Origin of the sequence: Comamonas sp. 17RB (assembly GCF_030056555.1) — a bacterium.
GTDB lineage: Bacteria > Pseudomonadota > Gammaproteobacteria > Burkholderiales > Burkholderiaceae_C > Comamonas > Comamonas terrigena.
The window spans coordinates 178,495-200,828 of sequence record NZ_JASHHY010000003.1 but is presented as its reverse complement, the minus strand read 5'-3'; the positions used below and the strand labels follow the sequence as shown (position 1 = coordinate 200,828).

The 22,334-nt window shown below is 63.7% G+C and carries 23 protein-coding genes, 2 tRNA genes and 1 pseudogene; 15 read left to right on the top strand and 11 right to left on the bottom strand.

What is annotated here, in order from left to right:
* Positions 1-7: 7 nt before the first annotated feature.
* Both QM470_RS07190 and QM470_RS07185 read right to left on the bottom strand, forming a co-directional pair.
* A complete protein-coding gene (locus QM470_RS07190) occupies positions 8-892 on the bottom strand; it encodes an NAD-dependent epimerase/dehydratase family protein (RefSeq protein ID WP_283338734.1) in 885 nt (294 codons plus the stop codon).
* A gap of 143 nt (positions 893-1,035) precedes the next feature.
* Positions 1,036-1,557, bottom strand: coding sequence for a GbsR/MarR family transcriptional regulator (locus QM470_RS07185; protein ID WP_283338733.1), 522 nt, complete (start codon positions 1,555-1,557; stop codon positions 1,036-1,038).
* 389 nt (positions 1,558-1,946) lie between these two features.
* On the opposite strand from QM470_RS07185, the gene rlmD reads away from it, so the two are divergent.
* Positions 1,947-3,401 carry a 23S rRNA (uracil(1939)-C(5))-methyltransferase RlmD gene (gene rlmD, locus QM470_RS07180; RefSeq protein WP_283338872.1) on the top strand — a complete coding sequence of 485 codons (1,455 nt, stop codon included), beginning with the start codon at positions 1,947-1,949 and terminating at the stop codon, positions 3,399-3,401.
* Between the two features lie 176 nt (positions 3,402-3,577).
* Here the strand turns inward: rlmD and QM470_RS07175 are convergent, their stop codons facing one another.
* The 3 genes from QM470_RS07175 to QM470_RS07165 all read right to left on the bottom strand — a co-directional run bounded on the left by QM470_RS07175 (position 3,578) and on the right by QM470_RS07165 (position 6,175).
* Positions 3,578-3,940 (bottom strand): hypothetical protein, encoded by a 363-nt coding sequence (locus QM470_RS07175; protein WP_424953227.1) that lies wholly within the window; start codon positions 3,938-3,940, stop codon positions 3,578-3,580.
* A gap of 235 nt (positions 3,941-4,175) precedes the next feature.
* Complete coding sequence (locus QM470_RS07170) at positions 4,176-4,607, bottom strand: SH3 domain-containing protein (RefSeq protein ID WP_283338732.1); 432 nt, start codon at positions 4,605-4,607, stop codon at positions 4,176-4,178.
* A 227-nt stretch (positions 4,608-4,834) separates the two neighbouring features.
* Positions 4,835-6,175, bottom strand: a complete 1,341-nt coding sequence (locus QM470_RS07165) for a purine-cytosine permease family protein (protein WP_283338731.1) — start codon at positions 6,173-6,175, stop codon at positions 4,835-4,837.
* Positions 6,176-6,734: 559 nt separating this feature from the next.
* Here QM470_RS07165 and QM470_RS07160 point away from each other — a divergent pair.
* From QM470_RS07160 to QM470_RS07150, 3 genes are all read left to right on the top strand, one after another.
* A tRNA-Pro gene (locus QM470_RS07160) sits at positions 6,735-6,811 on the top strand.
* 138 nt (positions 6,812-6,949) lie between these two features.
* Positions 6,950-7,270, top strand: a complete 321-nt coding sequence (locus QM470_RS07155; protein WP_066535317.1) for a single-stranded DNA-binding protein — start codon at positions 6,950-6,952, stop codon at positions 7,268-7,270.
* Between the two features lie 244 nt (positions 7,271-7,514).
* On the top strand, positions 7,515-8,318 hold the full coding sequence (locus QM470_RS07150) for a MetQ/NlpA family ABC transporter substrate-binding protein (protein WP_066535315.1): 804 nt from the start codon (positions 7,515-7,517) through the stop codon (positions 8,316-8,318).
* Between the two features lie 228 nt (positions 8,319-8,546).
* Here QM470_RS07150 and QM470_RS07145 read toward each other — a convergent pair whose 3' ends face one another.
* Positions 8,547-8,933 (bottom strand): hypothetical protein, encoded by a 387-nt coding sequence (locus QM470_RS07145; protein WP_066535313.1) that lies wholly within the window; start codon positions 8,931-8,933, stop codon positions 8,547-8,549.
* 518 nt (positions 8,934-9,451) lie between these two features.
* On the opposite strand from QM470_RS07145, the gene QM470_RS07140 reads away from it, so the two are divergent.
* The 5 genes from QM470_RS07140 to QM470_RS07120 all read left to right on the top strand — a co-directional run bounded on the left by QM470_RS07140 (position 9,452) and on the right by QM470_RS07120 (position 13,377).
* Positions 9,452-10,438: a TRAP transporter substrate-binding protein gene (locus QM470_RS07140; protein ID WP_066535310.1), complete on the top strand. Its 987-nt coding sequence runs from the start codon at positions 9,452-9,454 to the stop codon at positions 10,436-10,438.
* A 197-nt stretch (positions 10,439-10,635) separates the two neighbouring features.
* The gene (locus QM470_RS07135; protein WP_218333915.1) at positions 10,636-11,151 is read left to right on the top strand and encodes a TRAP transporter small permease; all 516 of its coding nucleotides are present in this window, start codon (positions 10,636-10,638) and stop codon (positions 11,149-11,151) included.
* 27 nt (positions 11,152-11,178) lie between these two features.
* On the top strand, positions 11,179-12,462 hold the full coding sequence (locus tag QM470_RS07130; RefSeq protein ID WP_218333916.1) for a TRAP transporter large permease: 1,284 nt from the start codon (positions 11,179-11,181) through the stop codon (positions 12,460-12,462).
* A gap of 150 nt (positions 12,463-12,612) precedes the next feature.
* Positions 12,613-12,689 (top strand) — tRNA-Met (locus tag QM470_RS07125).
* 328 nt (positions 12,690-13,017) lie between these two features.
* Positions 13,018-13,377 carry a hypothetical protein gene (locus QM470_RS07120; protein ID WP_283338728.1) on the top strand — a complete coding sequence of 120 codons (360 nt, stop codon included), beginning with the start codon at positions 13,018-13,020 and terminating at the stop codon, positions 13,375-13,377.
* Positions 13,378-13,491: 114 nt separating this feature from the next.
* Here QM470_RS07120 and QM470_RS07115 read toward each other — a convergent pair whose 3' ends face one another.
* Positions 13,492-13,746 carry a hypothetical protein gene (locus QM470_RS07115; protein ID WP_218333918.1) on the bottom strand — a complete coding sequence of 85 codons (255 nt, stop codon included), beginning with the start codon at positions 13,744-13,746 and terminating at the stop codon, positions 13,492-13,494.
* A 205-nt stretch (positions 13,747-13,951) separates the two neighbouring features.
* Here QM470_RS07115 and QM470_RS07110 point away from each other — a divergent pair, with 205 nt between their 5' ends.
* The 3 genes from QM470_RS07110 to QM470_RS07100 all read left to right on the top strand — a co-directional run bounded on the left by QM470_RS07110 (position 13,952) and on the right by QM470_RS07100 (position 16,905).
* Positions 13,952-14,494 carry a ferritin-like domain-containing protein gene (locus QM470_RS07110; RefSeq protein WP_218333919.1) on the top strand — a complete coding sequence of 181 codons (543 nt, stop codon included), beginning with the start codon at positions 13,952-13,954 and terminating at the stop codon, positions 14,492-14,494.
* A 260-nt stretch (positions 14,495-14,754) separates the two neighbouring features.
* Positions 14,755-16,146 carry a hypothetical protein gene (locus QM470_RS07105; RefSeq protein WP_283338727.1) on the top strand — a complete coding sequence of 464 codons (1,392 nt, stop codon included), beginning with the start codon at positions 14,755-14,757 and terminating at the stop codon, positions 16,144-16,146.
* Between the two features lie 189 nt (positions 16,147-16,335).
* Complete coding sequence (locus QM470_RS07100) at positions 16,336-16,905, top strand: cysteine dioxygenase family protein (protein ID WP_218333921.1); 570 nt, start codon at positions 16,336-16,338, stop codon at positions 16,903-16,905.
* Between the two features lie 99 nt (positions 16,906-17,004).
* Here the strand turns inward: QM470_RS07100 and QM470_RS07095 are convergent, their stop codons facing one another.
* Both QM470_RS07095 and QM470_RS07090 read right to left on the bottom strand, forming a co-directional pair.
* Positions 17,005-17,691: a type 1 glutamine amidotransferase domain-containing protein gene (locus tag QM470_RS07095; RefSeq protein ID WP_218333922.1), complete on the bottom strand. Its 687-nt coding sequence runs from the start codon at positions 17,689-17,691 to the stop codon at positions 17,005-17,007.
* A 16-nt stretch (positions 17,692-17,707) separates the two neighbouring features.
* Positions 17,708-18,646: an NAD-dependent epimerase/dehydratase family protein gene (locus QM470_RS07090; RefSeq protein ID WP_283338726.1), complete on the bottom strand. Its 939-nt coding sequence runs from the start codon at positions 18,644-18,646 to the stop codon at positions 17,708-17,710.
* An 84-nt stretch (positions 18,647-18,730) separates the two neighbouring features.
* Here QM470_RS07090 and QM470_RS07085 point away from each other — a divergent pair, with 84 nt between their 5' ends.
* On the top strand, positions 18,731-19,153 hold the full coding sequence (locus QM470_RS07085; protein WP_283338725.1) for a MerR family transcriptional regulator: 423 nt from the start codon (positions 18,731-18,733) through the stop codon (positions 19,151-19,153).
* Between the two features lie 185 nt (positions 19,154-19,338).
* On the opposite strand, the gene QM470_RS07080 is transcribed toward QM470_RS07085, so the two are convergent.
* On the bottom strand, positions 19,339-19,554 hold the full coding sequence (locus QM470_RS07080; RefSeq protein ID WP_255578817.1) for a hypothetical protein: 216 nt from the start codon (positions 19,552-19,554) through the stop codon (positions 19,339-19,341).
* Positions 19,555-19,697: 143 nt separating this feature from the next.
* Between QM470_RS07080 and QM470_RS07075 the strand changes: the two genes are divergently transcribed.
* Together QM470_RS07075 and QM470_RS07070 are read left to right on the top strand one after the other, a co-directional pair.
* The gene (locus QM470_RS07075; protein WP_283338723.1) at positions 19,698-20,027 is read left to right on the top strand and encodes a hypothetical protein; all 330 of its coding nucleotides are present in this window, start codon (positions 19,698-19,700) and stop codon (positions 20,025-20,027) included.
* A 235-nt stretch (positions 20,028-20,262) separates the two neighbouring features.
* Positions 20,263-21,239 (top strand): annotated as a pseudogene (locus tag QM470_RS07070) (GGDEF domain-containing protein).
* A gap of 248 nt (positions 21,240-21,487) precedes the next feature.
* Here QM470_RS07070 and QM470_RS07065 read toward each other — a convergent pair.
* Positions 21,488-22,045, bottom strand: a complete 558-nt coding sequence (locus tag QM470_RS07065; protein WP_283338722.1) for a hypothetical protein — start codon at positions 22,043-22,045, stop codon at positions 21,488-21,490.
* Positions 22,046-22,334: the final 289 nt, after the last annotated feature.

Genomic DNA, 22,334 nt, shown 5'->3' with positions numbered 1-22,334 from the left:
GGGCGGTTCATGCGTGCCGCTTGCCGGGTTGCGGCAGCGTGGCGTACAGGGCGTCGGGGGCCACCGGGGGGCGGCCCAGCAGCGCGGGCAGGGTGGCCGGGTCACAGACATTGGGCGTCTGCAGCATGGCCAGTGTGTCGCTGCACCAGGGCATGCTGGGAATGTGGTCACCTACGCGGGCGCCCGCCACGGCCAGCCATTGGGGCAGGCGGCCCACGGCGGCGGGGGACAGTCCCATCTGTGCGCGCAGGCCGGCCACCAGAGCGCCCAGGGCCAGCGGCTGCGGGCCGCCGATTTCGACCAGGCCTGTGGGTGTGTCCTGCGTAGCCAGCCGGGCCAGCACGGCGGCCAGGTCGCGCACAGCCACGGGCTGGATGGTGCTGTCCTGCACGGCTGGCGGCAGCAGCAGGGCGGGCATGCGAGCGAGGTTCAGAAACAGCGCGGAGCTGGCGCCACCGGCGCCAAAGATGATGCTGGGGCGTACCACCACACCGTGCAGTGCGCCCTGGCTGGTCAGGGCCAGCAGATGTTCGTCCGCCCTGCGTTTGGTGGTGGCGTAGGGGGTGTCGCTGGCGGCCACACCCAAGGCCGAAACCTGCACCACCCGTCGCACTCCGGCCTGCACGCAGGCGTCGAACAGGGCGATGGGGGCATCGGCATGCAAGGCCTGCAGCGGCTGGCCGGGCATGTCGCGCAGCGCCCCCACGGCGTTGACCACGGCATCCATGCCCTGCAGGTGGGCCAGCCAGTCTGCCGCCGTGGTGGTGTGGACAAAGTTCAGCGCCGGATCGGAATGGCGGCTGCGGACCACCGGATCGTGGCCTGCATCGGCCAGCGCGCTGACGATATGGCGGCCCAGAAAGCCATTGCCGCCGCAGACGAGGATGCGCATACCGACTCCTTTCGTGGTGTGAAGATTGATTTCCGTTTTGACAGAAATTTCAAATGAGTTGCCTGGTGTCTCTGTGGTCTGTGGTCCCTGGCGCTGGCGCAGCCTGTGGCGCCATCGTGCAGCGGTGCAGGGGCGGTGCCATCTCAGCCCCTGACAAAGCGTTGGACGCTGGCGCCCAGCCGCAAGATCTTGTCCAGCGTGGCCGGGGACAGGCGCAGCATTTCGTCCGTCCACACGCCCATGGACTCCATCAGCCGCAGTGTTTCGTGCACGCGGTCCTGCGCGTCGGGCGATTCCTGTTCAAAGCCGGGCGCGGCGATCAGCTCGCGCAGCATCTGGCTGGTGGGGTCGAACTCGCGCTGCTTGCGCTCGCGCACGATGGTGCGCAGCAGCTCCCACACATCGGCCGAGGTTTCAAAGTATTCGCGCCGGTCGCCGGTGCGGCGACTGGTGCGCACCAAGTTCCAGGCCAGCAGCTCTTTGAGGCTGTTGCTGACGTTGGAGCGCGCGGCGCCCAGGGTGTCGCACAGCTCGTCGGCGTTCAGCGGGCGACCATGGAAGAACAGCAGGGCATGGATCTGGGCCACGGTGCGGTTCACGCCCCAGGCGGCCCCCATATCACCCCAGTGGCGGACAAAGCGTTCGGCGATGGGACTCAGTTGCATGGAGGCAGTGTGGTGTTGGTTGAAATTTCTGTCAATAGAGAAATTTCATTTTTTGATGTCTGGCGTAACCGCATGTACAGGCAGCCCATGTGCCGATGTCCTGTGTATGGAGCGGCGCGGAAGGAAATTTCTTTCTCTTGTGAAATCAGGTGTGCCGGCATGGGCTGTCGCCGAACGCCCATCGCAGCGGCCAGATGCGCAGGGGACGGATGCGGGTTCGCAACGCACGGCATCGGTGGCGGCGGTCCTGCGCCGCTGCTGTGGTATCGCTGTGGTGTTGCTGATGCAGGCGTTTCCCGCGCCAGCGCAAGGTACTCGGAGCCTGAGACAATCGGGCCACCATGAGTGACCAGAACGACAAGATTTCCCCCGATACCGAGTACGCCGCCATGCCCGCCGCCGACCCCAACCTGCCCGAGGGCTGGCTGGAAGTGGTGTCCATGGACATGGAGGCCAAGGGCGTGGCCCGCAAGCCCGACGGCAAGGTGGTGTTCATTGACGGCGCCCTGCCGACCGAGCTGGTCACGGCCAATGTGCATCGCAAAAAGAATAACTGGGAAGCCGCCAGCCTGCGCGAGATCCACCGCGAATCCGCACAGCGCGTGAAGCCCGGCTGCCCCAATGCCGGCCTGCACGAAGGTGCCTGCGGCGGCTGCAAGATGCAGCACATGCATGTGGCTGCCCAGGTGGCCGTCAAGCAGCGCGTGCTGGAAGACAATCTGTGGCATCTGGGCAAGGTGAAGCCTGAAACCCTGTTGCGCCCCATCGAAGGCCCGACCTGGGGCTACCGTTACCGCGCCCGCCTGTCGGTGCGCTATGTGATCAAGAAGGGCAAGGTGCTGGTGGGCTTCCACGAGCGCAAGAGCCGCTACATCGCCGACATGGAAACCTGCAAGGTGCTGCCGCCCCATGTGGATGCCATGCTGATGCCCATGCGGGCACTGATTGCCAGTCTGGATGCGCGCGAGACCTGCCCGCAGATCGAAGTGGCCTGCGGCGATGCCGTGACGGCCCTGGTGCTGCGCCACCTGGAGCCCTTGAGCGACGCCGACCTGCAGCGTCTGCGTGACTTCGGCACGCAGTACGACGTGCAGTGGTGGCTGCAGCCCAAGGGTCCGGACACCGTGCACCTGATGGAGCAGGGCGGCACCCAGCTGGCGTATTCCCTGCCGGACTTCGGCATCACCATGCCGTTCAAGCCAACCGACTTCACCCAGGTGAATCCGCACATCAACCGTGTGCTGGTGACGCGTTCGCTGCGCCTGTTGGCGGCGCAGAAGACCGATCGCGTGATTGACTGGTTCTGCGGTCTGGGCAATTTCACATTGCCGCTGGCGACGATGGCGGGCGAGGTGCTGGGCATTGAAGGCTCGGACGCGCTGGTGCAGCGTTCGCATGAAAACCTGGCGGCCAACAATGCGGCCCGCGCCGACGGCGACAAGCTGGCGCCCACCACGTTTGTGGGCCGCAACCTGTTCAATATGACGCCTGCCATCCTGATGGCCGACGGCAATGCCGACAAGTGGCTGGTGGACCCGCCTCGCGAAGGTGCGTTTGCGCTGGCCAAGGCGCTGGCCGACATCCACCAGATCCGCATTGGAGCCAAGCAGACCGGTGTGGCCACCGAGGAGCAGCCCGATCTGCTGCCCCCGCTGCCCGAAGGCCATGAGAACTGGACCTTCCCCGAGCGCATCGTGTATGTGAGCTGCAGCCCCGCCACGCTGGCGCGCGATGCCGGCCTGCTGGTGCACCAGGCGGGTTACCGCTGCGTGACGGCGGGCGTGGTCAATATGTTCCCGCACACGGCCCACGTGGAATCGATGGCGGTGTTCGAGCGCGCTTGAACTTGAGACCGGGCGGGTGCCGGATGGTACTCTCCGGCACAGGACGGCGTCAGCCACAAAAAAAGCCCCGGTAACGGGGCTTTTTTGCGTCTGCGGCAGTGCGGCAGGCCATGGGTGACGCCGACAGGATCCCGGCAGGCCGCACGGCGGAAGGTGTCCGCCAGCGTCCGCGGGCTTCAGCTGCGGTCGCGGCTTTCGGTTTCGACGGCGTCGTTGTCCGAGCGGTTGCGGCGTTGCACGGGTTTCTGCGTGAAGACCGAAGGAGTGCCTTCGATCTTGAATTCGCGCATGTAGCTGTCCATGTCCTTCCAGCCTTCAAACACCAGACCCTTGGGGGACTTGGGGTTCAGGGCGTAGCAGTCTTCCAGTCCGCGCATGGCGTGGCGGCATGCACCGCCAATGGCGCGGGCTTCGCTTTCCTTGGCGACGGTGCGCGGATCCGGGCCGAGGCCGGGGATTTCATTGCAACCGGCCAGCAGCGCGCTGAACGCGCACATTGCCAGCAGGGTCGGGCGAAAGGAGTGGTGGATTTGGGGCATCTTGTCCCCATTATCGGCAGCTGCACCGGAATATTGAGTGCTTTTTACATGCTGCAGAGATGGCGCATCAGCAGCTGGGCTGAAGGCGATGGAGCATGCTGACACGGCGGTCAAAAAAGAGCCACCCGCCAAGCTGACCTGTGGGGATTGTGATCCGGGTGCAGGCCCTGGTGGGTGGCGCTCAGGCGGGGCGGCAGGGCAGGCTGCGTTCAACAGCCTGCCGCAGCAGGCCGGTTTACCAGCCCCACAGCAGGCTGCGTGCCACCCAGCCCTGGGTGCCGCTGGGACTGCGCACCTTGGCCCAGCCGGCACGCTTTTCCAGCGTGCGCACCACTTCATGCTGTTCCAGCTTGCCGATCACGCGGTGGTTGGCGCCCGGGCCGTTGCGCAGATTGGCGGTGCGGGCCTTGACCACATGGTGGGCCTGCGTGCTGGTGTTGGGGCGGTAGACCCAGCCCAGGGCGGATTCGTAGTCCCGCACTTTCAGCCAGTTGCCCTGGCGCGCAGTGACCTGCAGCGGGTAGCCCTTGGACAGCTCCCATTGGACCTGGGCACGCGCCTGGGGTTGGGCGCGCACATTGGCGCTGTTGCCCTTGACGCTGACAAACTCCGGTGCCCGAGCGGCACTGGGCAGGGCGGTCCAGCTGGCGGCCAGGGTGGCAGCCACCAGCAGGGCGTGGGGAAGTGATGAACGGATGGAACGGTGAACGCGGTGTAGGGCGGCGGTGAACACGCGGCAAAGACTCCTGTGCGGGTGGTGCGCGGTGCCGCTGTCTGCCCTCAAGCCAGCCAATCGGGCGCCGCGCTGTGGATGGATGCTGCACCCGCCGGGCCATGCCTGCCGGGGTGCATCTCTGGCTGGAGTGCCGCGCTGCGCCGAAAGTTCCCGGAAATTCAGGCGCTGTGGCGCTCTGCGGGGGCGGAGCCTGCTATGGAAGTTGTTGCGCGTGTGGTCCAGGCCAGTACAAAGCACAGCGCCAGCGTGGGCAGGGCGGCGCCGGTCTGTGGCAGCCAGTGGGCAATGGCGTGGTAGCAGGCAATGCCGGCCAGCCACAGGCCGATCGACACCGGGTGCAGCGGGCGGGCGCCGGCCATCCAGTGGGCGGCGGCCTGGGCGCGGTCGGCGGCAGACTGGAACGCCAGGCGGCCGAGAATGACGCCGAACATGGGCACAAAGATGGAGCTGAGCGTCAGCAGGAACGGCTCGATGCTGTGCATGGGCAACACCAGGGCCAGGGCGGTACACAGGGCGGTGAGCAGCAGACCCCAGCGGCGCACGCTCCAGGCCGGCAGCAGGCTGTGCAGCGCCAGGCTGCCGGAATAGGTGTCGCCATAGGCGTTGTCCACCTCGTCGATCAGGATCAGTGTCAGCGCAATCAGGCCGCCCTGGGCCAGCAGCAAGGCGGTGAGCAAGTCCTGCGACGGCAGGGTCAGCGCCACCAGCACGCCCAGGCCATAGCACCAGCAGTTGGCCACGGCAAAGCCCAGCCAGGTGCCGCGCAGCGCACTGCTGCCGCTTTTGCCATGGCGGGCGTAGTCGGCCACCAGTGGCAGCCAGGAGATGGGCATGGCAATCACCAGGTCCATGGCCGACAGCCAGGACATGCCGCCTTCGCCCCGGCGTTGCCACAGGCTGTCCCAGCCGATGGCGCTGGCGCGCTCGGCAAAATGCCAGCTCAGCCACAGCAGCGAGAGCACGACCAGGGGCAGTGCGATGCGTGCAATCAGTTTGCGCACCAGCTGGATCATGGAGCCGCTGATCATCAGCGCCACCACGGCACCCCATAGGGCCGTGGCGCCCAGCATCCAGCCCAGGCCGGACTGGCCGCTGATGGCCAGCGTGGCGTCGCGCATCACCACCAGCTCGAACGTGCCCCAGCCCATCAGCTGGACCAGGTTCAGCGCGATCGGCAGCTTGGCAAAGTGGCTGCCATAGACATGGTGCATCAGCGCCGCACTGCCCAGGCCGGTATCGCAGCCGATCTTGGCGACCCAGGCCAGCAGGCCGGCGCCGACGATGGAGCCCAGCACAATGGTCCACAGAGCTTCGCGCAGGCCCAGGGCCGGCACCAGATAGGCGCCCACCTGCATCACCAGCAGGCCCACCCCCAGGCTGAACCACAGGGAGGCGTGGTCGTGGGTGGCGAATACCCGTTCGCTGGCGGCCACCTGCGTGAGTGCCTGGTTGTGCGCCGGACTGTGCCCGGCAGCGTTGGAAGAGGGAGAAGAAGACATGGATGCTCCGTATCGATACGAAGCAGGGCGCGCGGCCAGCGTGGTGCGCGGGCGGGCTGCGCAGGGGAGTCCCTGGCGGCTGGCTGGCACCGAGATGGTTCGGCTTCCCTGCGCGAGGATGATCTCGATGCGCGCCATCGGTCCTCTCGGACCGGTGGTGCGCGAAACAGGTTCAAAGGGTGTGATCTCAGCCCATGCCCTGCGGCACGGACACCCCTAGCGGTTGCAGTCTGCCAAGACTGCGGCGGCGATTGTACGGGAGCGCCCGCGCCACCTATATATATGGCAACAGGCGCCGCAGGGGCAGGCCGGGCTCAGCAAGGGTGGGGAGGGCGGAAAGAGGCCGCGCAAGCGCATGAACGCAAAAAACAGCGCGCAATTGCAGCGCGAACCGATTCGGGTCGGAAAACTTGGCTACAATCACGGCTTCGCTTCTGAAGTGTTTCACCCAGTCCCTTGTGCCCTGGGACACCAGGAAAAGACTTCAAAAGCGGCTTCAAAAAAAGTTGCTGATTTTGTTTTTAGCACTCATTTTTGTAGCGTACAATCTAGTTTCTGTCGGAATGTAGCGCAGCCTGGTAGCGCACTTGCATGGGGTGCAAGGGGTCGCGAGTTCGAATCCCGCCATTCCGACCATTTATAAAAGCAAAAGGGCTAGCAACAATGTTGCTGGCCCTTTTGGCGTCTGAGACTTGATTTTTTTGTATTGACAACATGGCCAGCAACCGGCCCGTGCCGACCGCTACGCCAACACCCGACGGGTAGTGCATATTTATGATCGAAGGTTTGATTGCAGGTCGCCTGACGGGTACGCCCGAAGAGCGCACCGACCGTTTTGGCAAGCTGTTCATGGTGGCGCGCATGCGCGCCACAGCCAATGACGGCAGCAGTCTGTTTGTGAACGTGGTGGCGTTCGATCCCGTGCCGTGCAACCAGCTGCGTGAACTGGAAGAGGGCGACGCCGTGAGCCTGACCGGCCCCATGACCCCGAAGGTGTGGACCGACCGCCAGGGTGTGAACCACGCCGCGCTGGACGTGGTGGCCTACCGGGTGCTGGCCCTGCCGGTCAAGCAAGCGGTCCAGGACTACAACTGAACGCACTGCGCTGCGGCGGGCATGGTCCCGCCATGCCAGCGCCGGCATTTTTGCAGGGCATGCAGCACATGCATGCCGCCGAAAGGCCGTAGACCGCAGTCGGTTGGCGCAGCCGCAGCGGCCTGTACCGATGCCTGGGGTGTCCCGGCGCTTTATGCCTTTTATCGATATGCATCGGAGAAAGCATTCTGAGCTGCAGGCCTGGAAGCGGGGTACATTGCTGGTTTTTCCCAAGCTCTGAGAGATACCCGTGAACAAGCGCCATTTCTTCCGCAATGCCCTGGCCGTGGCCGCTGTCGCCACCCTGTCGCTGGTGGCCCAGGCCCAAGACAAAGTGATCAAGATCGGCGTCACCGCCGGCCCCCACGCCCAGCTGATGGAGCAGGTCAAGAAAGTGGCCGAGCGCGACGGTCTGAAGCTGCAGGTGGTGGAGTTCAGCGATTACGTGCAGCCCAATGCGGCCCTGGTCTCCGGTGATCTGGATGCCAACAGCTACCAGCACAAGCCATATCTGGATGCCCAGATCAAGGACCGTGGCTACAAGCTGGTGAGCGTGGCACCCACGGTCAACTTCCCGATCGGCCTGTATTCCAAGAAGGTCAAGCGCCTGGAAGACCTGAAGTCCGGCGCCAAGTTCGGCATTCCCAACGATCCCACCAACGGTGGCCGCGTGCTGCTGCTGCTGCAGGACAAGGGTCTGATCAAGCTCAAGCCCAACGTCGGCCTGAAGGCCACGCCGCTGGACGTGGTGGAAAATCCCAAGAAGCTGCGCTTTGTGGAGCTGGACGCGGCCCAGCTGGCGCGTTCGCTGGACGATCTGGATGCCTCGGCCATCAACACCAACTTCGCCATTGCCGCCGGCATGAGCCCGAAGAAGGATGCCATCACGCTGGAGCGCGCAGACAATCCCTATGTGAACATCATCGTGGTGCGTGAAGCCGACAAGGCCCAGCCCTGGGTGGCCAAACTGGTCAAGGCCTACCACTCGGACGAAATCCGCCAGTTCATCGACAAGGAGTTCAAGGGCTCCGTGGCTGCAGGCTTCTGATCGCGGCCAACGCCTTCGACCTTCCTCTACCCACTCCCACCCCCGTCCGCAGGCGGTCTGCGGCAGGGGAATGAAAAAGCTGCCAGGTGCATACCGGGCAGCTTTTTTTGTGTCTGCGCGCAGCAGCGTGCCTGTGCGTGCGTGCGTGAGTGGGTGGGTGCGTGCGTGCAGGTGGTCGGTGTCTACAGTTTGGTGCTCGTATCCGGCGCTGCCGGTGTGCTCAGGGGCTCAGCGCGCGCTGCGTTCCTGGGCGGTGTCGATGGCATCGACGATGGCTGCGCCGGTGGACTGCACGCCGGGGCGGTCAAAGCCGGGGCCGGGGGTCACGTTGGGATTGGCCAGCAGGCGGGCGCGCACCTCCTGGGCTTTTTGCATGTCGGCCGGCAGGGGCGGGCTGGTGGGGCGGGCCGCGGCCGGGGGGGCCGTGGCGCGGCGGTAGGCATCGAACTGTTGCTGCTGCTGGCGCTGTTCCTGCGCTTCCTGGCGCCAGTGGTTGCTGAGGAAATAGCCCAGCGCAAACATGCACAGCACGGCCACCAGGCTGATGGAGACCGCGGTCAGTACCCAGTTCTCATCACTGGCGCGGCGGGGTTTGTGGGCGATGTACTGCGGCATGGCGATCTCGGGAAAAGCAACTGGTGCGCAACGCGGACGTGGCACGCAACCTAATGTAATTCGAGTTGGAACTGGATTGAATGCCTGGGGTTTGTGCGACGGATGGGTTGAGGTGGGGTGAGATGGCGCTCGTCTGTGGAAAAAAGCCTGCCACAGGACTGGAAGCGCCGCCTTGATGCATGCCAAGTGGGGGCTTGTGGCATCGCGAACGGCGATGGGTGGGGTGGCCGCGCTGGCGTCGGTGACCCCGTGGAGATGGGGTGCAGGATCTCTGATGTGTGAGGGTTGCGCCTTCTGTGGCTTCTTTTGTGCGCAAAGATCTATTTCTGCACGCAAAAAGTGCGTGGGGTGGCGGTGTGGCGGCAGCAGGCGCGGGCGGAGCCGCTCTGCAGGATTTCCGACGGGCGGCATGAGGCCCGCGTCTGGGTGCGGGCCCCAGGGAAGACGCCATCGTGGATGCAGCGGGCGCTGTCTAGAATTTGCCGCTTCGTATCTGGAGACATACAAGGATTCCCCCCATGAGCATGTTCCGCCGTTCCTTTATCGCCACCTGCGCGGGTACCGCCCTCGCGCTGTCTGCCGGGGCCGTCATGGCCGCAGGCAAGGAAGTGAAGCTGGGTTACGCCCTGCCGCAAACCTCGCACTATGGCGCCGGCGCCAATGGCTGGTCGCAGGCCATCGAGAAGTCGCTGGGCGGCAAGTTCAGCTTCAAGCAGTTCCCCGCCAGTGCCCTGGGCGGTGAGCGCGAGCTGATCGAAGGCCTGCAACTGGGCACCGTGGAGGCGGCCATCGTCTCCACCGGTGCCTTGAGCAACTTCGTCAACGAAGTGGGCGTGGTGGACATTCCCTTCCTGTTCCGTGACACGGCCCATGCCCGTGCCGTGCTGGACGGCAAGTTCGGCCAGGACCTGCTGGCCAAGTTCCAGCAGCGCGGCCTGGTGGCGCTGGCCTGGGGTGAGCAGGGCTTCCGCCACCTGACCAACAACAAGCACGCCGTCAAGAGTGTGGCGGACATGAAGGGCCTGAAGATCCGCGTGACGGAGAACCCGGTGCACATCACCGCTTTCCGCACCCTGGGTGCATCGCCCACGCCCATGAGCTGGCCTGAGGTGATCAGCGCACTGCAGCAAGGCACCATCGACGGCCAGGAGAACCCGATCTCCGTGCTGGCCTCGACCAAGCTGTGGGAGGTGCAAAAGCACCTTACACTGACGGCTCACGTGTATGCGCCGGTCGTGTTCATCATGTCGCCCAGCTTCTGGGGTGGCCTGAGCGATGCGGAAAAAGCCGCCTTTACCCAAGGCGCGAAGTCCGGTGCTGCAGCCTCCCGCGCCTTTGTGGACGCTGTGGAGAAAAAGGGTGTGGAAGAGGCCAAGAGCCATGGCATGCAGGTCGTCGACAAGGTGGACCAGGCTGCTTTCCGCACCGCCCTGGAGCCTGCCTACCAGCAGTACGCCAAGAAGTTCGGTCAAAAGACGCTGGACACCATCGCGAACGTGAAGTAAGTAGCACGCGCAGTTTGCGACTGCACTGCAGGCCTGCGTCCTCTGGAAAGAGGGCCGCGGGCCGCATGCGTTGTGGGCTGTGTGTGCAGCGCCGCGGGGCAGGAATGGTCCTGGTCCGCCGGCAGTGTTGGACTCCTTACGGAACGATGGGACCAGGCGGGCAGCGCAGGCAGCTGGCCGGTTCGTCGTGACTGCATATGCTCGATCGCATCGAAAAAGGCCTGGTGGCAATCAACCGCTGGGTGCTGATTATTTTGTTGCTGGCCATGGCCATCATCATTTTCTCCAACGTGGTGCTGCGCTACACCACGGGTGACTCCATTGTCTGGGCCGAAGAAGTGGCCCGCCACATGATGATCTGGGTGGCCTTCCTGGGCGCAGGCCTGGCGCTGCGTTTTGGTGGCCATGTGGCCATCGACAATCTGCACCGCTCGGTCAGCACACGCACGGCACAGCTGCTGCGCGCGCTGGTGCTGCTCTGCCTGGCGCTGTTCTTCATCTTCATGACCATCTCGTCCAGCGACTATGTCTGGCGCACGCGCTTTCAGAGCACGGCCGCCACGGACATCCCGATCTCCTTTATCTACGCGGCCATGCCGGTGGGCTTTGTGCTGATGCTGGTGCATCTGCTGTTCATTGCACGCGGCTATATCGCCGACGGTTCCTACAAGGAATCCAACGAGATCGACGGCGAAGCCGCCGGCTCGCTGTAAACAGGGCTGAGAGAAAGAAAACACACCATGGCTTTGACCCTGTTTGTTTGTATCGTGCTGCTGATGGTGCTGGGCGTGCCCGTCGCCTTTGCACTGGCTATTTCTTCCGCGGTCGCCATCTTTGTGGGCGGCAAGTACCCCCAGCTGGTGGTGTTCAAGGAAATGTTCACCGGCATCGACAGCTTTCCGCTGATGGCGGTGCCGTTCTTCATCTTCGCGGCCGAGCTGATGTCCGGCGGTGCGCTCACCCATGTGCTGCTGCGCTTTGCTGCGCAGTTTGTCGGCCATCTGCGTGGCGGTCTGGGCTATGCCAATGTGGGCTCGTCCATGCTGTTCTCGGGCATCTCCGGCTCGGCCCTGGCCGATGCGGCCGGTCCTGGCGCGATGATGGTCAAGATGATGCAAAAGGCCGGCTACGACCGCCCTTATGCGGCAGCCTTGTCGGCCAACGCCGCCATCATGGGGCCCATCATCCCGCCGTCGATCAGCATGATCATTTACGCGCTGCAGGATGAGAACGTGTCGGTGGGCGGGCTGTTCATTGCCGGCTTCATTCCCGGCCTGCTGATCGCTGCCGCTCTGTGCGTGGTGAACTGGTATGTCAGCAAGAAGCGCGACTACCGCTCCACCGATGCACGCCCCTCGGGCCGCGAAATGCTGGTCAACACCATCAAGGCGCTGCCGGCGCTGGGCCTGGTGGTGCTGATCATCGTGGGCATTCGTTTTGGCATCTTCACCCCCACCGAAGCGTCGGTGGTGGCCGTGGTCTATGCCTTCGTCTGCGGCAAGTGGGTCTACCGCACGCTGCGCTGGGATGCGATTCCGGCGCTGACCTCGCGCTCGGCGCTGCTCACCGCTTCGGTGCTGCTGGTGATGGCGGCGTCCCAGCCATTCGCCTGGATTCTGACGGTGGAGGGCATTCCACAGTACCTGTCCGAGCTGATCATCAGCTGGGAGCTGTCGCCCATCATGTTCCTGATTGCGGTGAATGTGCTGCTGCTGCTGTTCGGCATCTTCATGGAGCCGCTGCCGGGCATCATGATTCTGGTGCCCATCCTGGCGCCCATTGCCAATGCCCTGGGCATTGATCCCATCCAGTTTGCGATGGTGGTGGTGGTCAATCTGACGCTGGGCATGATCACGCCACCGGTCGGTGGCCTGCTGTTCGTGACCTGTGTGGCCACCAAGACCACGCTGAGCGAGCTGAACAAGGAGCTGCCGCTGTTCCTGCTGGCGCAGTTTGTGGTGCTGATGCTGCTGACCTTCATTCCGGCACTGTCCACCTGGCTGCCGCACACGCTGGGCTTCTGAGCGCCGCCATCTGATAAAGCCCGCGATGTCGTTCGCGGGCTTTATTTATTTTGGGAATGAAAATTTTCTCTTTTATTTCCTGTGGTACTATACGTCTGTCGGGAACAGGTCAGCGCCACGAAGCAGGTGTTGATCCCCGACGCGAAATACCGCGAGGTGGAGCAGTCTGGTAGCTCGTCGGGCTCATAACCCGAAGGTCGTTGGTTCAAATCCAGCCTTCGCAACCAAAGACAAAGCCCTGGTCAGCAATGACCGGGGCTTTTGTTTTTCTGCACTGCATGGCAGCTCTGCCACGCAGTTGTCACACCGCAGTGGCAGGATGCATGGTGCTGGGAACCGGTGGAGCCGTTGGAACACTGCTTTGCCCCTGGCGCTAATTTCGAAGCTTGCGAAGCCCCGGCCTGCACCGCCGGGGCTTTTTTGTATGGAAAGTTAAACGAGCCCTTGCCTGACGGCAGCACGCTGGGGCAGACGATGGCCATTGCGTGGCATCCGCTGAAGACTGGAGGCAGCCAGGGCATTGGCGCCCTGGCACATGTTTCCAAGGAGAGGCAGATGAATACCAGCAAAGCAGACCATTTCGCACACACGCCGACCGACCCCGATCTGCGCGAGCAGGCGCAGCCCGGGCACGGCGTTCCTTCGCAAGACCCCGAGGACGCGGCCCAGGTGGGCCTGACGCCGGAGGAGGCCGCGCGGGAAACCAAATCCTCCTGGGTCGGCGGCGGGGTGATTGCCGGAGTGGCCGCAGGCGCGGCAACGGGCGCTGCCGTGGGTGGGCCGGTCGGGGTGGTGGTGGGCAGTGCCGTCGGTGCGGTGGCCGGGGCCCTGGGGGGATCGGCTGCGGGCGCGGCGGTCAAGCCCGATCAGGCTCAGGCAGGCACGGGCACAGAGTACCGCCAGGGCACGAAGTGATCCCTCTGCGGCGGGCTGATCACGGGGCATTCGGCCAGGACGGGCCGCAGACATCCGGCTCGCTGCAAACCGTGCAGCCAGGCAACCAGAGCGGTCCTAGAAAAGGGCTAGGGGTTACTTGGTGGGGATCTTGCTTCCCAGTGGCTTTCCGTCCGTACCGCGGGCGTCCGTATCCTTGAGGCCGCGCTTCAGATCCTGGTGTGCCTGCTTCATTTCCGGGGGCGCTTTGCCATCCGTCATGTCCACCGACTGGTCGCGCTCATGCGGCAGCTTGGCGGCGGCTCCCGGGTCGGAAGGCTGCTGCTTGCGTGTGGTGTTGATCGTGGGTTCCGCGGGGGTGCCCTGGGGGGCTTTGGGTTGAGGTGTCATGTGTCACTCCTGTATCGGATCAGTGTGGATGGACACCGCAGCAGGGTGTGTAGGCCAGTTGCCTGCTTCTGAATTGTGTGGAAATGCATGTGGGGGCTTGTCTCACAGACAGGGGGCGCTGGGCGGCCTATGTTGGGGAGGTCTCGCACACGGTGTGCAGACACCAGACACCTGCCCACAGCAGGTGCCCATAAAGGAACCCACGATGACGGAAGCAAAAACGACCAAGTTGGCCCTGGATCAAAAGCGCCTGGACGCTGCCAAGCGCAGCCTGGACAAAGGCGCGGTGGTGCCGGACTTCAGTCCCTACCGTGAAGACATCATCAAGCTGCTGAACGATGCGCTGGCCACGGAATGGGTGTGCATCCTGCGTTACAAGCGCCACCATTTCACGGCTTCGGGCCTGGAGTCTCCCGCCATAGCCGAGGAATTTCTGGTGCACGCCAATGAGGAGCAGGCCCACGCCGACCGCATTGCCACACGCATCGTGCAACTGGGTGGCGAGCCCAACCTGGACCCCGACACCCTGACCCAGCGCAGCCATGCCGACTACAACGCGGATCTGGATCTGCACGCCATGATCCGCGCCAATCTGGTGGCCGAGCGCGTGGCCATCGAGGCCTATACCCAGATGGTCGACTTGATCGGCGACAAGGACCACACCACACGCCGCATGATCGAACAGATTCTGGAACAGGAGCAGGAGCATGCCGACGAACTTTCGGACTGGATGAAAAAGGCCCGATAAGCCGCGCCAGGCGATCCGTCCACCGTGCTGCGCTGGCTCACCCGTCTGTGCCGACGGGCGCGGATTGGGTGATTTTTGTGCGCAAGGCCTTCAGAATCGCTCCAGGCTGCCGATAACAGGCAGAGAGGCCGCATGGTTGCAGCCTGTAGCAAGGAGCGAAACTGGCTGTGAGCACTATTTCTGCAATCCGAACCGGCGTGTTGGCAGGTGACGTCAACCAGGGTGTGACGGTTTCGCCCAGCACTGCGGCAGTGAAAAGCGTGGCCGTTAGCACCACACCGGCACGCTCTACGGTGGTGAGCGTGGATACGCGCGTCGCCTCGGACGTCACCTATGCCAAGTCGGCCTCCCTGTCCCAGAACCGGCAGGCATGGTCCAACCCGGTGCAGGACGATGTGAGTGCCATCATGGTCCGCAACAGTGCGCGCCGCCAGTCCGATGGCCTGGCAGCGCAGTGGCGCGGGCTCGGCAGTGCCGTGCTCAGCCAGTTTGCGGCCACCGGCACGGCCTACCGGCAGACGCTGGTGAACTACGACGCCGCGGGCATGGGCACCGGATCTGCGAAAGAGCTGGATCAGGCGGCGCTGGACAGTTTCAGCAGCACGGTGGCAAAGGCCAGCCTCACGGTCCAGACGCGCTCGGGCACGACGGTGGAGCTCACCCTGGCCGTGGACCGGGGCGGCGTTCTGGGCCGCAATGGTTTGCAGGTGGAGATCAAGGCTTCCGGTTCGCTGAGCAGTGCGGAAAAGCGGGCGCTGGCCCAGCTGGCGCAGGGTTTTGACAAGGTGCTGGAAGGCTTGGGGCAAGCCGACCAGCCCCGCATGGACATTGCGGACCTGGCCAATTTCGACCGGAACGTGCTCAAAAGCGTGGACCTTTCGGTCAAGAACCCGGGCGAGGGCGAGCTGCTTTCTTCCTTCGACCTGCACCTGGGCGCAGACCGCAATGCGATTGCCTATGCCGGCGCGCTGGGCAAGGTCGACGTGGATGTGGACGCACAGATGCCGCTGGGACGGACGGACGACAAGCAGCGGCAAGCGTCCATCACCGAACTGCTGCGCCAAGTGGATGCCGCAGCGCAGCGCAGCCATGCAGACAGCCGTCTGGTGACGCTGTTCAAGGACGCATTCAGCCAGTTGCACAGCGCAGCAGGCGCCACGGGCGCACGGATTGCGGCATTGTCTGGCAACCCGCTGTCGGGCCGTATCGATCCAATGCTCAGCGGCCTGGCGGACTTCAATGCCAGCTTCAGCGGCGCCTTCGAGCGCACGGGGCGCTTCGGGGCCGTGGTGGAAACGGGCACGGCCTCCTACCAGCTCAGCCAGGAGACGAACTTGGTGCCCAGTGCCCAGGCCGATACCTGGAAACTCGACCAAAAACAAAGCGAGAGCCTGGTGGCCCAGTACGTGAAGTCGCGCGGCGACGTCATGCTGGACATGAGCTCCGGCAACTACGATGTCTTTACCGTGAACGACAGCACGGAGAAGCGGACCACGGTCTCCGTGGTGGAGGGGCGGGTGAGCGATGCCCAGCGGACCACCGAGCAGAACCTGCTGCAGACCATGAAGAAGCTGGTCAACTTCAAGGTGGAAGAAGAGCAGGAAACCCCGGTGAACCGCAGCCAGCTGGAAATTCTGCAGCCCACCGCCTGAAGCTGCCGGGCGCAGCGTCAAAGGGAACTCGAAGAAGCCTGCCTGGCCATTGCCCGGTGGGCTTTTTGGCATCGTCTGGCGTGGCCTGGCAGGGCGTGGTGCCAGGGGGGGCCAGCCGTGTCGACCTGTCGCCCCTACGTTGGGCGCCAAAAGCTTGGCGCGTGAAGTCGCCCGCCACACAATTTCGCCATGACCTCCCTCGCTCTTGCGGCGTTCATCGCCCAGGCCACCAGCCGCAGCCGCCAGCAGCCGGATGCTGCCGACTGCGTGCTGGCCCTTGCACCGCTGATGCTGGACCTGATCGATCAGGCCGGCTCCTTTCTGGAGCCGCAGCACTACCGCAGCAATGCCGCGGGCTACACCCGCAACCTCATCTTTGACGCGCCGGATGCCAGCCTCTCGCTGTATGCCATTGTCTGGTTGCCAGGTCAGTGGACTCCGGTGCACGACCATGGCAGTTGGGGCGTGGTCGGCGTGGTCGAGGGCGTGCTGGAGGAGCGCAGCTATGTGCGGCTGTCACCGGATCGCGGGGCGAATGCCGGGATCGAGCTGGCACGCGGCGGCACGGTGCTGCTGCGGCATGGTGCGGTCACCAGCTTTGTGCCCAACCCCGACCATATCCATGTGACGGGCGTGCCCGCAGAGCGTTCCCGTGCCGTCAGCCTGCACCTGTACGGCAGGACCATGAGCAACTTCAACATCTACGATGTGGCCGCCCGCACCCGCCAGCGGATCGAGGTCGTGCACAACGAAAGCTGAGCGAGGCAGCCTGGGGCGGTTGCCGGCTGTCCGCAACCGCTGCAGAGCCCGCCCCCTGGCAGCTTGGTATCGGTCTGCATGCAGGCCATGCATGTCCCGTCAGGCCAGCAGCGCCGCCACCTTGCGGGCCGTTGCCTTGGCCGACTGCGGGTTCTGGCCCGTCACGATGCGACCGTCCACGACCACCTTGGGGATGAATGGCAACCAAGCCTTCTCGTAGTGGGCGCCCCGGCGTTTCATTTCGGCTTCGGCGTTGTAGGGTAGCTGCCTGGCCACCCCGGCCAACACTTCTTCGGCCCATGAAAAGCCGGTGATGTGCTTGCCCTGCACCAGCAACGTGCCGTCCGACAGGCGCGTGTTCAACAGGCCGCAGTATCCGTGGCATACCGATGCCACCACGCCGCCCACTTCATAGATGCCGCGGGTCAGGGCTTGCAGCTGCTCGTCGTCCGGGTAGTCCCACATCACCGCATGGCCTCCGGTGAAATAGATGGCATCAAAATCGGCGGGGTCGAGGTGGCCGGGCGACACGGTATGCGCCAGCAGGTTCATGGCGGCGGGATCGTTCAGCCAGCGTCGGGCCGATGTGTCGGCATGGGGCCATCGCAGCGATCTAGGCTCCAAAGGCGATGCGCCGCCCTGAGGACTCACAATGCTTTGTGCATGGCCTTGTGCAGCGAAGAGGTCGTAGGCATGGGTCAGCTCCGAAAGCCACAGTCCCGTGGGTGTGGCGGAATTCGCATAGCGGTCCACATTGCTCACCACGTGCACGATGCGACGGGTCATGGCTTGCCCCCTTCCGTCACTGTGCGCGGCCGCGGGATGCCGTATGGATCTGCGCCAGCCCCTGGCGGTAGCGGGTCACTTCAAACGCCGGAAAGCGCCGCTTGAACTTGGAGGAGTCGAACAGATTGTCCTGCCCGTAGCGGGGCAGCAGCTCACGCAGCTCACGCACCTGCCTGGAAACAAGACCGGCGGCGGCAAGCATCCATGGGTGGAGCACCTGGTGGGGCAGGGGGCGTTCCCAGACCTCGGATGCCAGTGCGATGAATTGCCGGTAGGTCAGGCGGTCATCATCGCAGGGCAGGTGCCAGGTCTGGCCGAATGCATCCGGCGTGTTGCCCAGGGCCGCCAGCGCGCGGCTGGCATCCGGTGTCCAGATGAGCGTGCGCAGGGTGTCGTCGCGCACCGGCACGCGCGGTTTCTGGTCGGCCAGAATGCGGTCGATGATCAGTGCATTGGTGATGCTCTGGGTCTTGCCGGGACCGTAAAACTCTGGAGCGCGGCCGATGAGGGCCGGGATGTCTCCGCGCGCCATTTCTTCCAGCACCATGCTGGCCATGGCCGCGCGCACCTGGCCTTTGCGGCCCACGGGGGCAAAAGGTGCTTCCTCGGTCAGCGGGCGGCTGTCCTGCGGGTACATATAGGTGTTGTCGAAGTAGACAAACCGTGCGCCTGCTGCCCGCGTGGCATCCAGCGCGTTGCGCAGCATCACTGGAAACTGCGCCTCCCACAGGGTGGTATCCGGCGGCAGGCCGGCCGTGAAGTACACCGTGTGGCTGCCGTGGATGGCCCGGGCCGTTTGCGCGGCATCCAGCAGGTTGGCGGCCACCAGGGTATCGCTGTCGTGGATCTTCCGCGGCTGGCGGCTCACCAGCCGCAGGTCGGTGGTATAGGTGCGGTGGAGTTCACGGGCCAGTTCCACGGCAATCTGGCCGGTGGCGCCCAAAATGGTGTGCATGAGACAGGTTCCTGCAGCGGTGGACAATGCATTCACTCTAACGTTAAAGTTAACTTCAATGTCAAGGTGAAAACTGGACCTCCCATGAAGATCGGCGAACTTGCTGCACGCACGGGCCTCACGGCTTCGCGCATCCGTTTTTACGAGAAAAGCGGTCTGCTTCCCCCCGCCGAACGGCAGGAAAACGGCTATCGCGCATACGGACCCCAGGCCCTGTGGATGCTGGAGATCATTGCCATGGCCCAAAACGCAGGTTTCACGCTGGATGAAATCCGCAGCCTGCTGCCGGATTCGCAGGCCGTCTGGCAGCACCAGGCCTTGCTGGAAAGCTTGCAGCGCAAGATGGCAGAGATTGAAAAACTGCAGCAGCGCCTGGCGCAGAACCGGTCGCAGTTGCTGGCAGCCATTGCCACCTTGCACAGCCGTCCTGAAGATCTGGCCTGTGCGCAGCGCCCGCAATGGGTGCTGGACCAGTTGCGTGACCCGCGGTCTTCGACCGCCTGCTGAACACGCGCAGCCGACGGCTCCCGGGGCCTTGTTTTCTTGGCCACGGCGGCCATGCCTGAACCGGGTAGAGCCGGGCAGAACCACGCCCATCGCGGCCCATGTGCAGACCTGGCAGCCCATTTCCACGCCAGAAAAACAAAGCCCGCGCGGCGTGGGCCGGGCGGGCAGAGCACAGGGGGTGGAATCTATTTGGGAATATGCTGGATATTCTTGGAATATCTGTCGAGGTGCTCCAGCAGGCGTTCGTACAACTCGTCGGTGGCCATGGAGTTCAGCAGCTCGGTTTTGGCTTCTTCTGCGTGGTGTTCGAACCGCTCCAGCAGGCCACTGCGTTGCATGGGCTCCAGCGTTTCGATGACGGAGAACAAAAGCGCTTCCTGCGCCAGGAGCTGGCTTTTCATTTTTCTCAGCTCAGTGGGCTGGTTTCCAAGGAAATCCATATGTCTCCGTTTTCTTTTCAGCGTGGATTATGAGCCTCCAAATACGCATGCATTGGCGTTCAGAGAAATAAATCAGCGCCCGGCAGCTCCCTTAGACTTACGTCATGGCCAACATCTACGATGCAATGGTCGCCGCGCTGCGCGAGCACTGGGATGCCCATGCAGGTGCATCGCCGCGACGGTTCGAACTGACTCAGAAAGCGTTCAATGCGTTGACGGATGCCCGCAAGGCGGTGATGTCCGTCGGAAGCTACTGTCCTCCTCCGGGGTGGGAGGAGGTTTTTCACGGCATTCCGGTATCGGTGGTGGAAGGTGCCGATTGCCATGTGGTGGACACCAATGGCCAGCGCGCCTCCCTGGGCATCGCGCCGCTGTACTGGGATGCGGATGGCCGGCAGGACCGCCGCCACACGCCCAAAAGCCAAGGCTCCTGAACCGGGCCTGACCAGGCTGGCGCCACGCGCTGCGGCGCGATTCTGCTTGTTTGATAGCACCAAACAATTGGAATCAAATCGTCAATAAAAATTTATCGTAGTGTCAATTACACTCTTTGACACTGCTGCAGCGGATCATTTCTTGCTCAGTGAAATCGCCCAGATCTTGCCCGGGTAGCACGTTCAGCCTGTCTGGTGGGCGCCCGGGTAACAAGTTGGTGGCCGGAGGTGCTGCATGAATGATGTTTCCGCATGGGGTCAGAGTGATGCTGTCTACAAAACACTGTTGGAATCTACCAAGGCCATTCCATGGAAGATTGACTGGGCGACCAAGAAATTTGCCTATATAGGCCCCAGATAGAGCCTTTGCTGGGCTGGCCCCAGGACAGCTGGCAGACGGTAGAGGACTGGGTCATGCGCATGCACCCGGATGACCGGGATTACGTGGTGAATTTCTGCGTGTCGCAATCCCAGGCCGGCATTGACCATGAGGCAGATTACCGGGCACTGACGGCCGAAAACGGCTATGTCTGGATACGGGATGTGGTGCATGTGATGCGCTTTCCGGACGGCAGCCCCGAGGCCCTGGTCGGGTTCATGTTCGATATCACCGAACGCAAGAAAACCGAAGAAAAGCTCCTGGTTCTGCAGCGCGAGCTGGAAGCGCTTTCGTTCAAGGACGGGCTGACCGGCATTGCCAACCGGCGCCGGTTTGATGCGTGCTTCGCCATGGAATGGGACCGGGCACTCAGCGACGGCGCACCGCTGTCCGTGCTCTTGTTCGACATCGACTGCTTCAAGCAGTACAACGACGAGTATGGGCATATCCAGGGGGATAAATGCTTGGTGGATATCGCCAGCACCCTGAGCCTGGCCGTCGACGGCCCCCATGACCTGGTGGCCCGCTATGGCGGAGAGGAGTTCGTCATCCTGCTGCCACGCACCGATGCCGCGACGGCACTGAAAGTGGCCAACCGCTGCCAGCGGCTGATCCAGAAGCGGTCGATTCCGCACGCACAGTCTCCGATCCGGGAGCATGTGACGGTCAGCATTGGTGCGGGCACCATCACGCCGGATGCAGACGCCGAGCCTTCGGCGTTTCTGGACGAGGTGGACAAGCAACTGTACGCCGCCAAGAAGAGCGGAAAAAACCGCATCGTGGCTATGCACAACGCCCCCAGTCTGGCCCCCAGTCCGCTGGACGCCAAATAGACGCCAAATAGCTGCCGTAGCGCGGGATCTTTGCGGCGGAGGTGCTTGCGGCAGCACCAGCCCTCCAGCCCTCCAGCCCACTGGCAGGGTTGGCCAGGGCAGAGCGCCGGCGCCGCTGCTAGCACCGCTTTCCATGCCGTGGCTTCGCCGGGCATACCCAGTGAGCCGTAGCCGTGTGTATGCAGCGTGCAGCAACGCCCCAGAGGTTCGGCGGGGTGGCGCATGCCGCACTCTGCGGGCTTACCCGCTCAGAAGGTGTTCACGCGGTAGCTGCAGCCCACCAGCACCTTGCCGGGGTGGGTGACCACGGTGGACACCTCATGGCTGATGACCGTGTTGATGGTGCTGCTGCCCACTTTTTCCTGGGTGTGGTGGGCCACGCGCATGGCCATGTATTTGAAGCTGTCATCGCGCAGCGCTTCTTCGATGCCGAGCTTGTGGGCCACTTCCTGCGGCTTCACGTTGTCCAATACCGCCATCAGCGCGCCGGAGGCCAGCGCCACGCGCTGCGTGCGGTAGCCCAGTACCTCTACCGGGGCGGCCAGGTCGTACTCGTGCATGAAGGGGTTGGATTCATCCGCAATCCGTGTCAGCCCCAGCGCGGCAGCCCCTTCGCCCTCAGCGCCCAGAGCCATGGCGTATTCGTTGTAGGTGGGCACGTCGTACCTGCAGGCCAGCATGGTGGCCACATCCACCTTCTGGGGATCGGACTGCCGCTGCTGGCGCTCTGCGGCGCCAGCCACCAGGGCAGCACCCGCTGCCATCACCACCATTGAACGCACCGCCGTCGAAAAGCCAAATCGCATCACTTCACTCTTTGCCAAAACGGTCATCCTACTTCAGCGGTGGGGCGCTTCTGGAGTCGCTTTTTGACGTGGATCACCGGGCCAGATGCCAGTGCAGGCCACCCAGGCCGAATGTTCTGGCCGCACAACGGAGTGGCTTTCTGGCCCCACTGGCATGGATAATGGGGATATCTCATGCAAGGCAGGCACAAAAAAAATCCCCAGCAATGCCGGGGGAAGTCCTCTCATTCACGTGTGAGAGGAGGGAGATTTGATGCTCTCATTATGGGAGCGGCTGCCTGCTATTGCC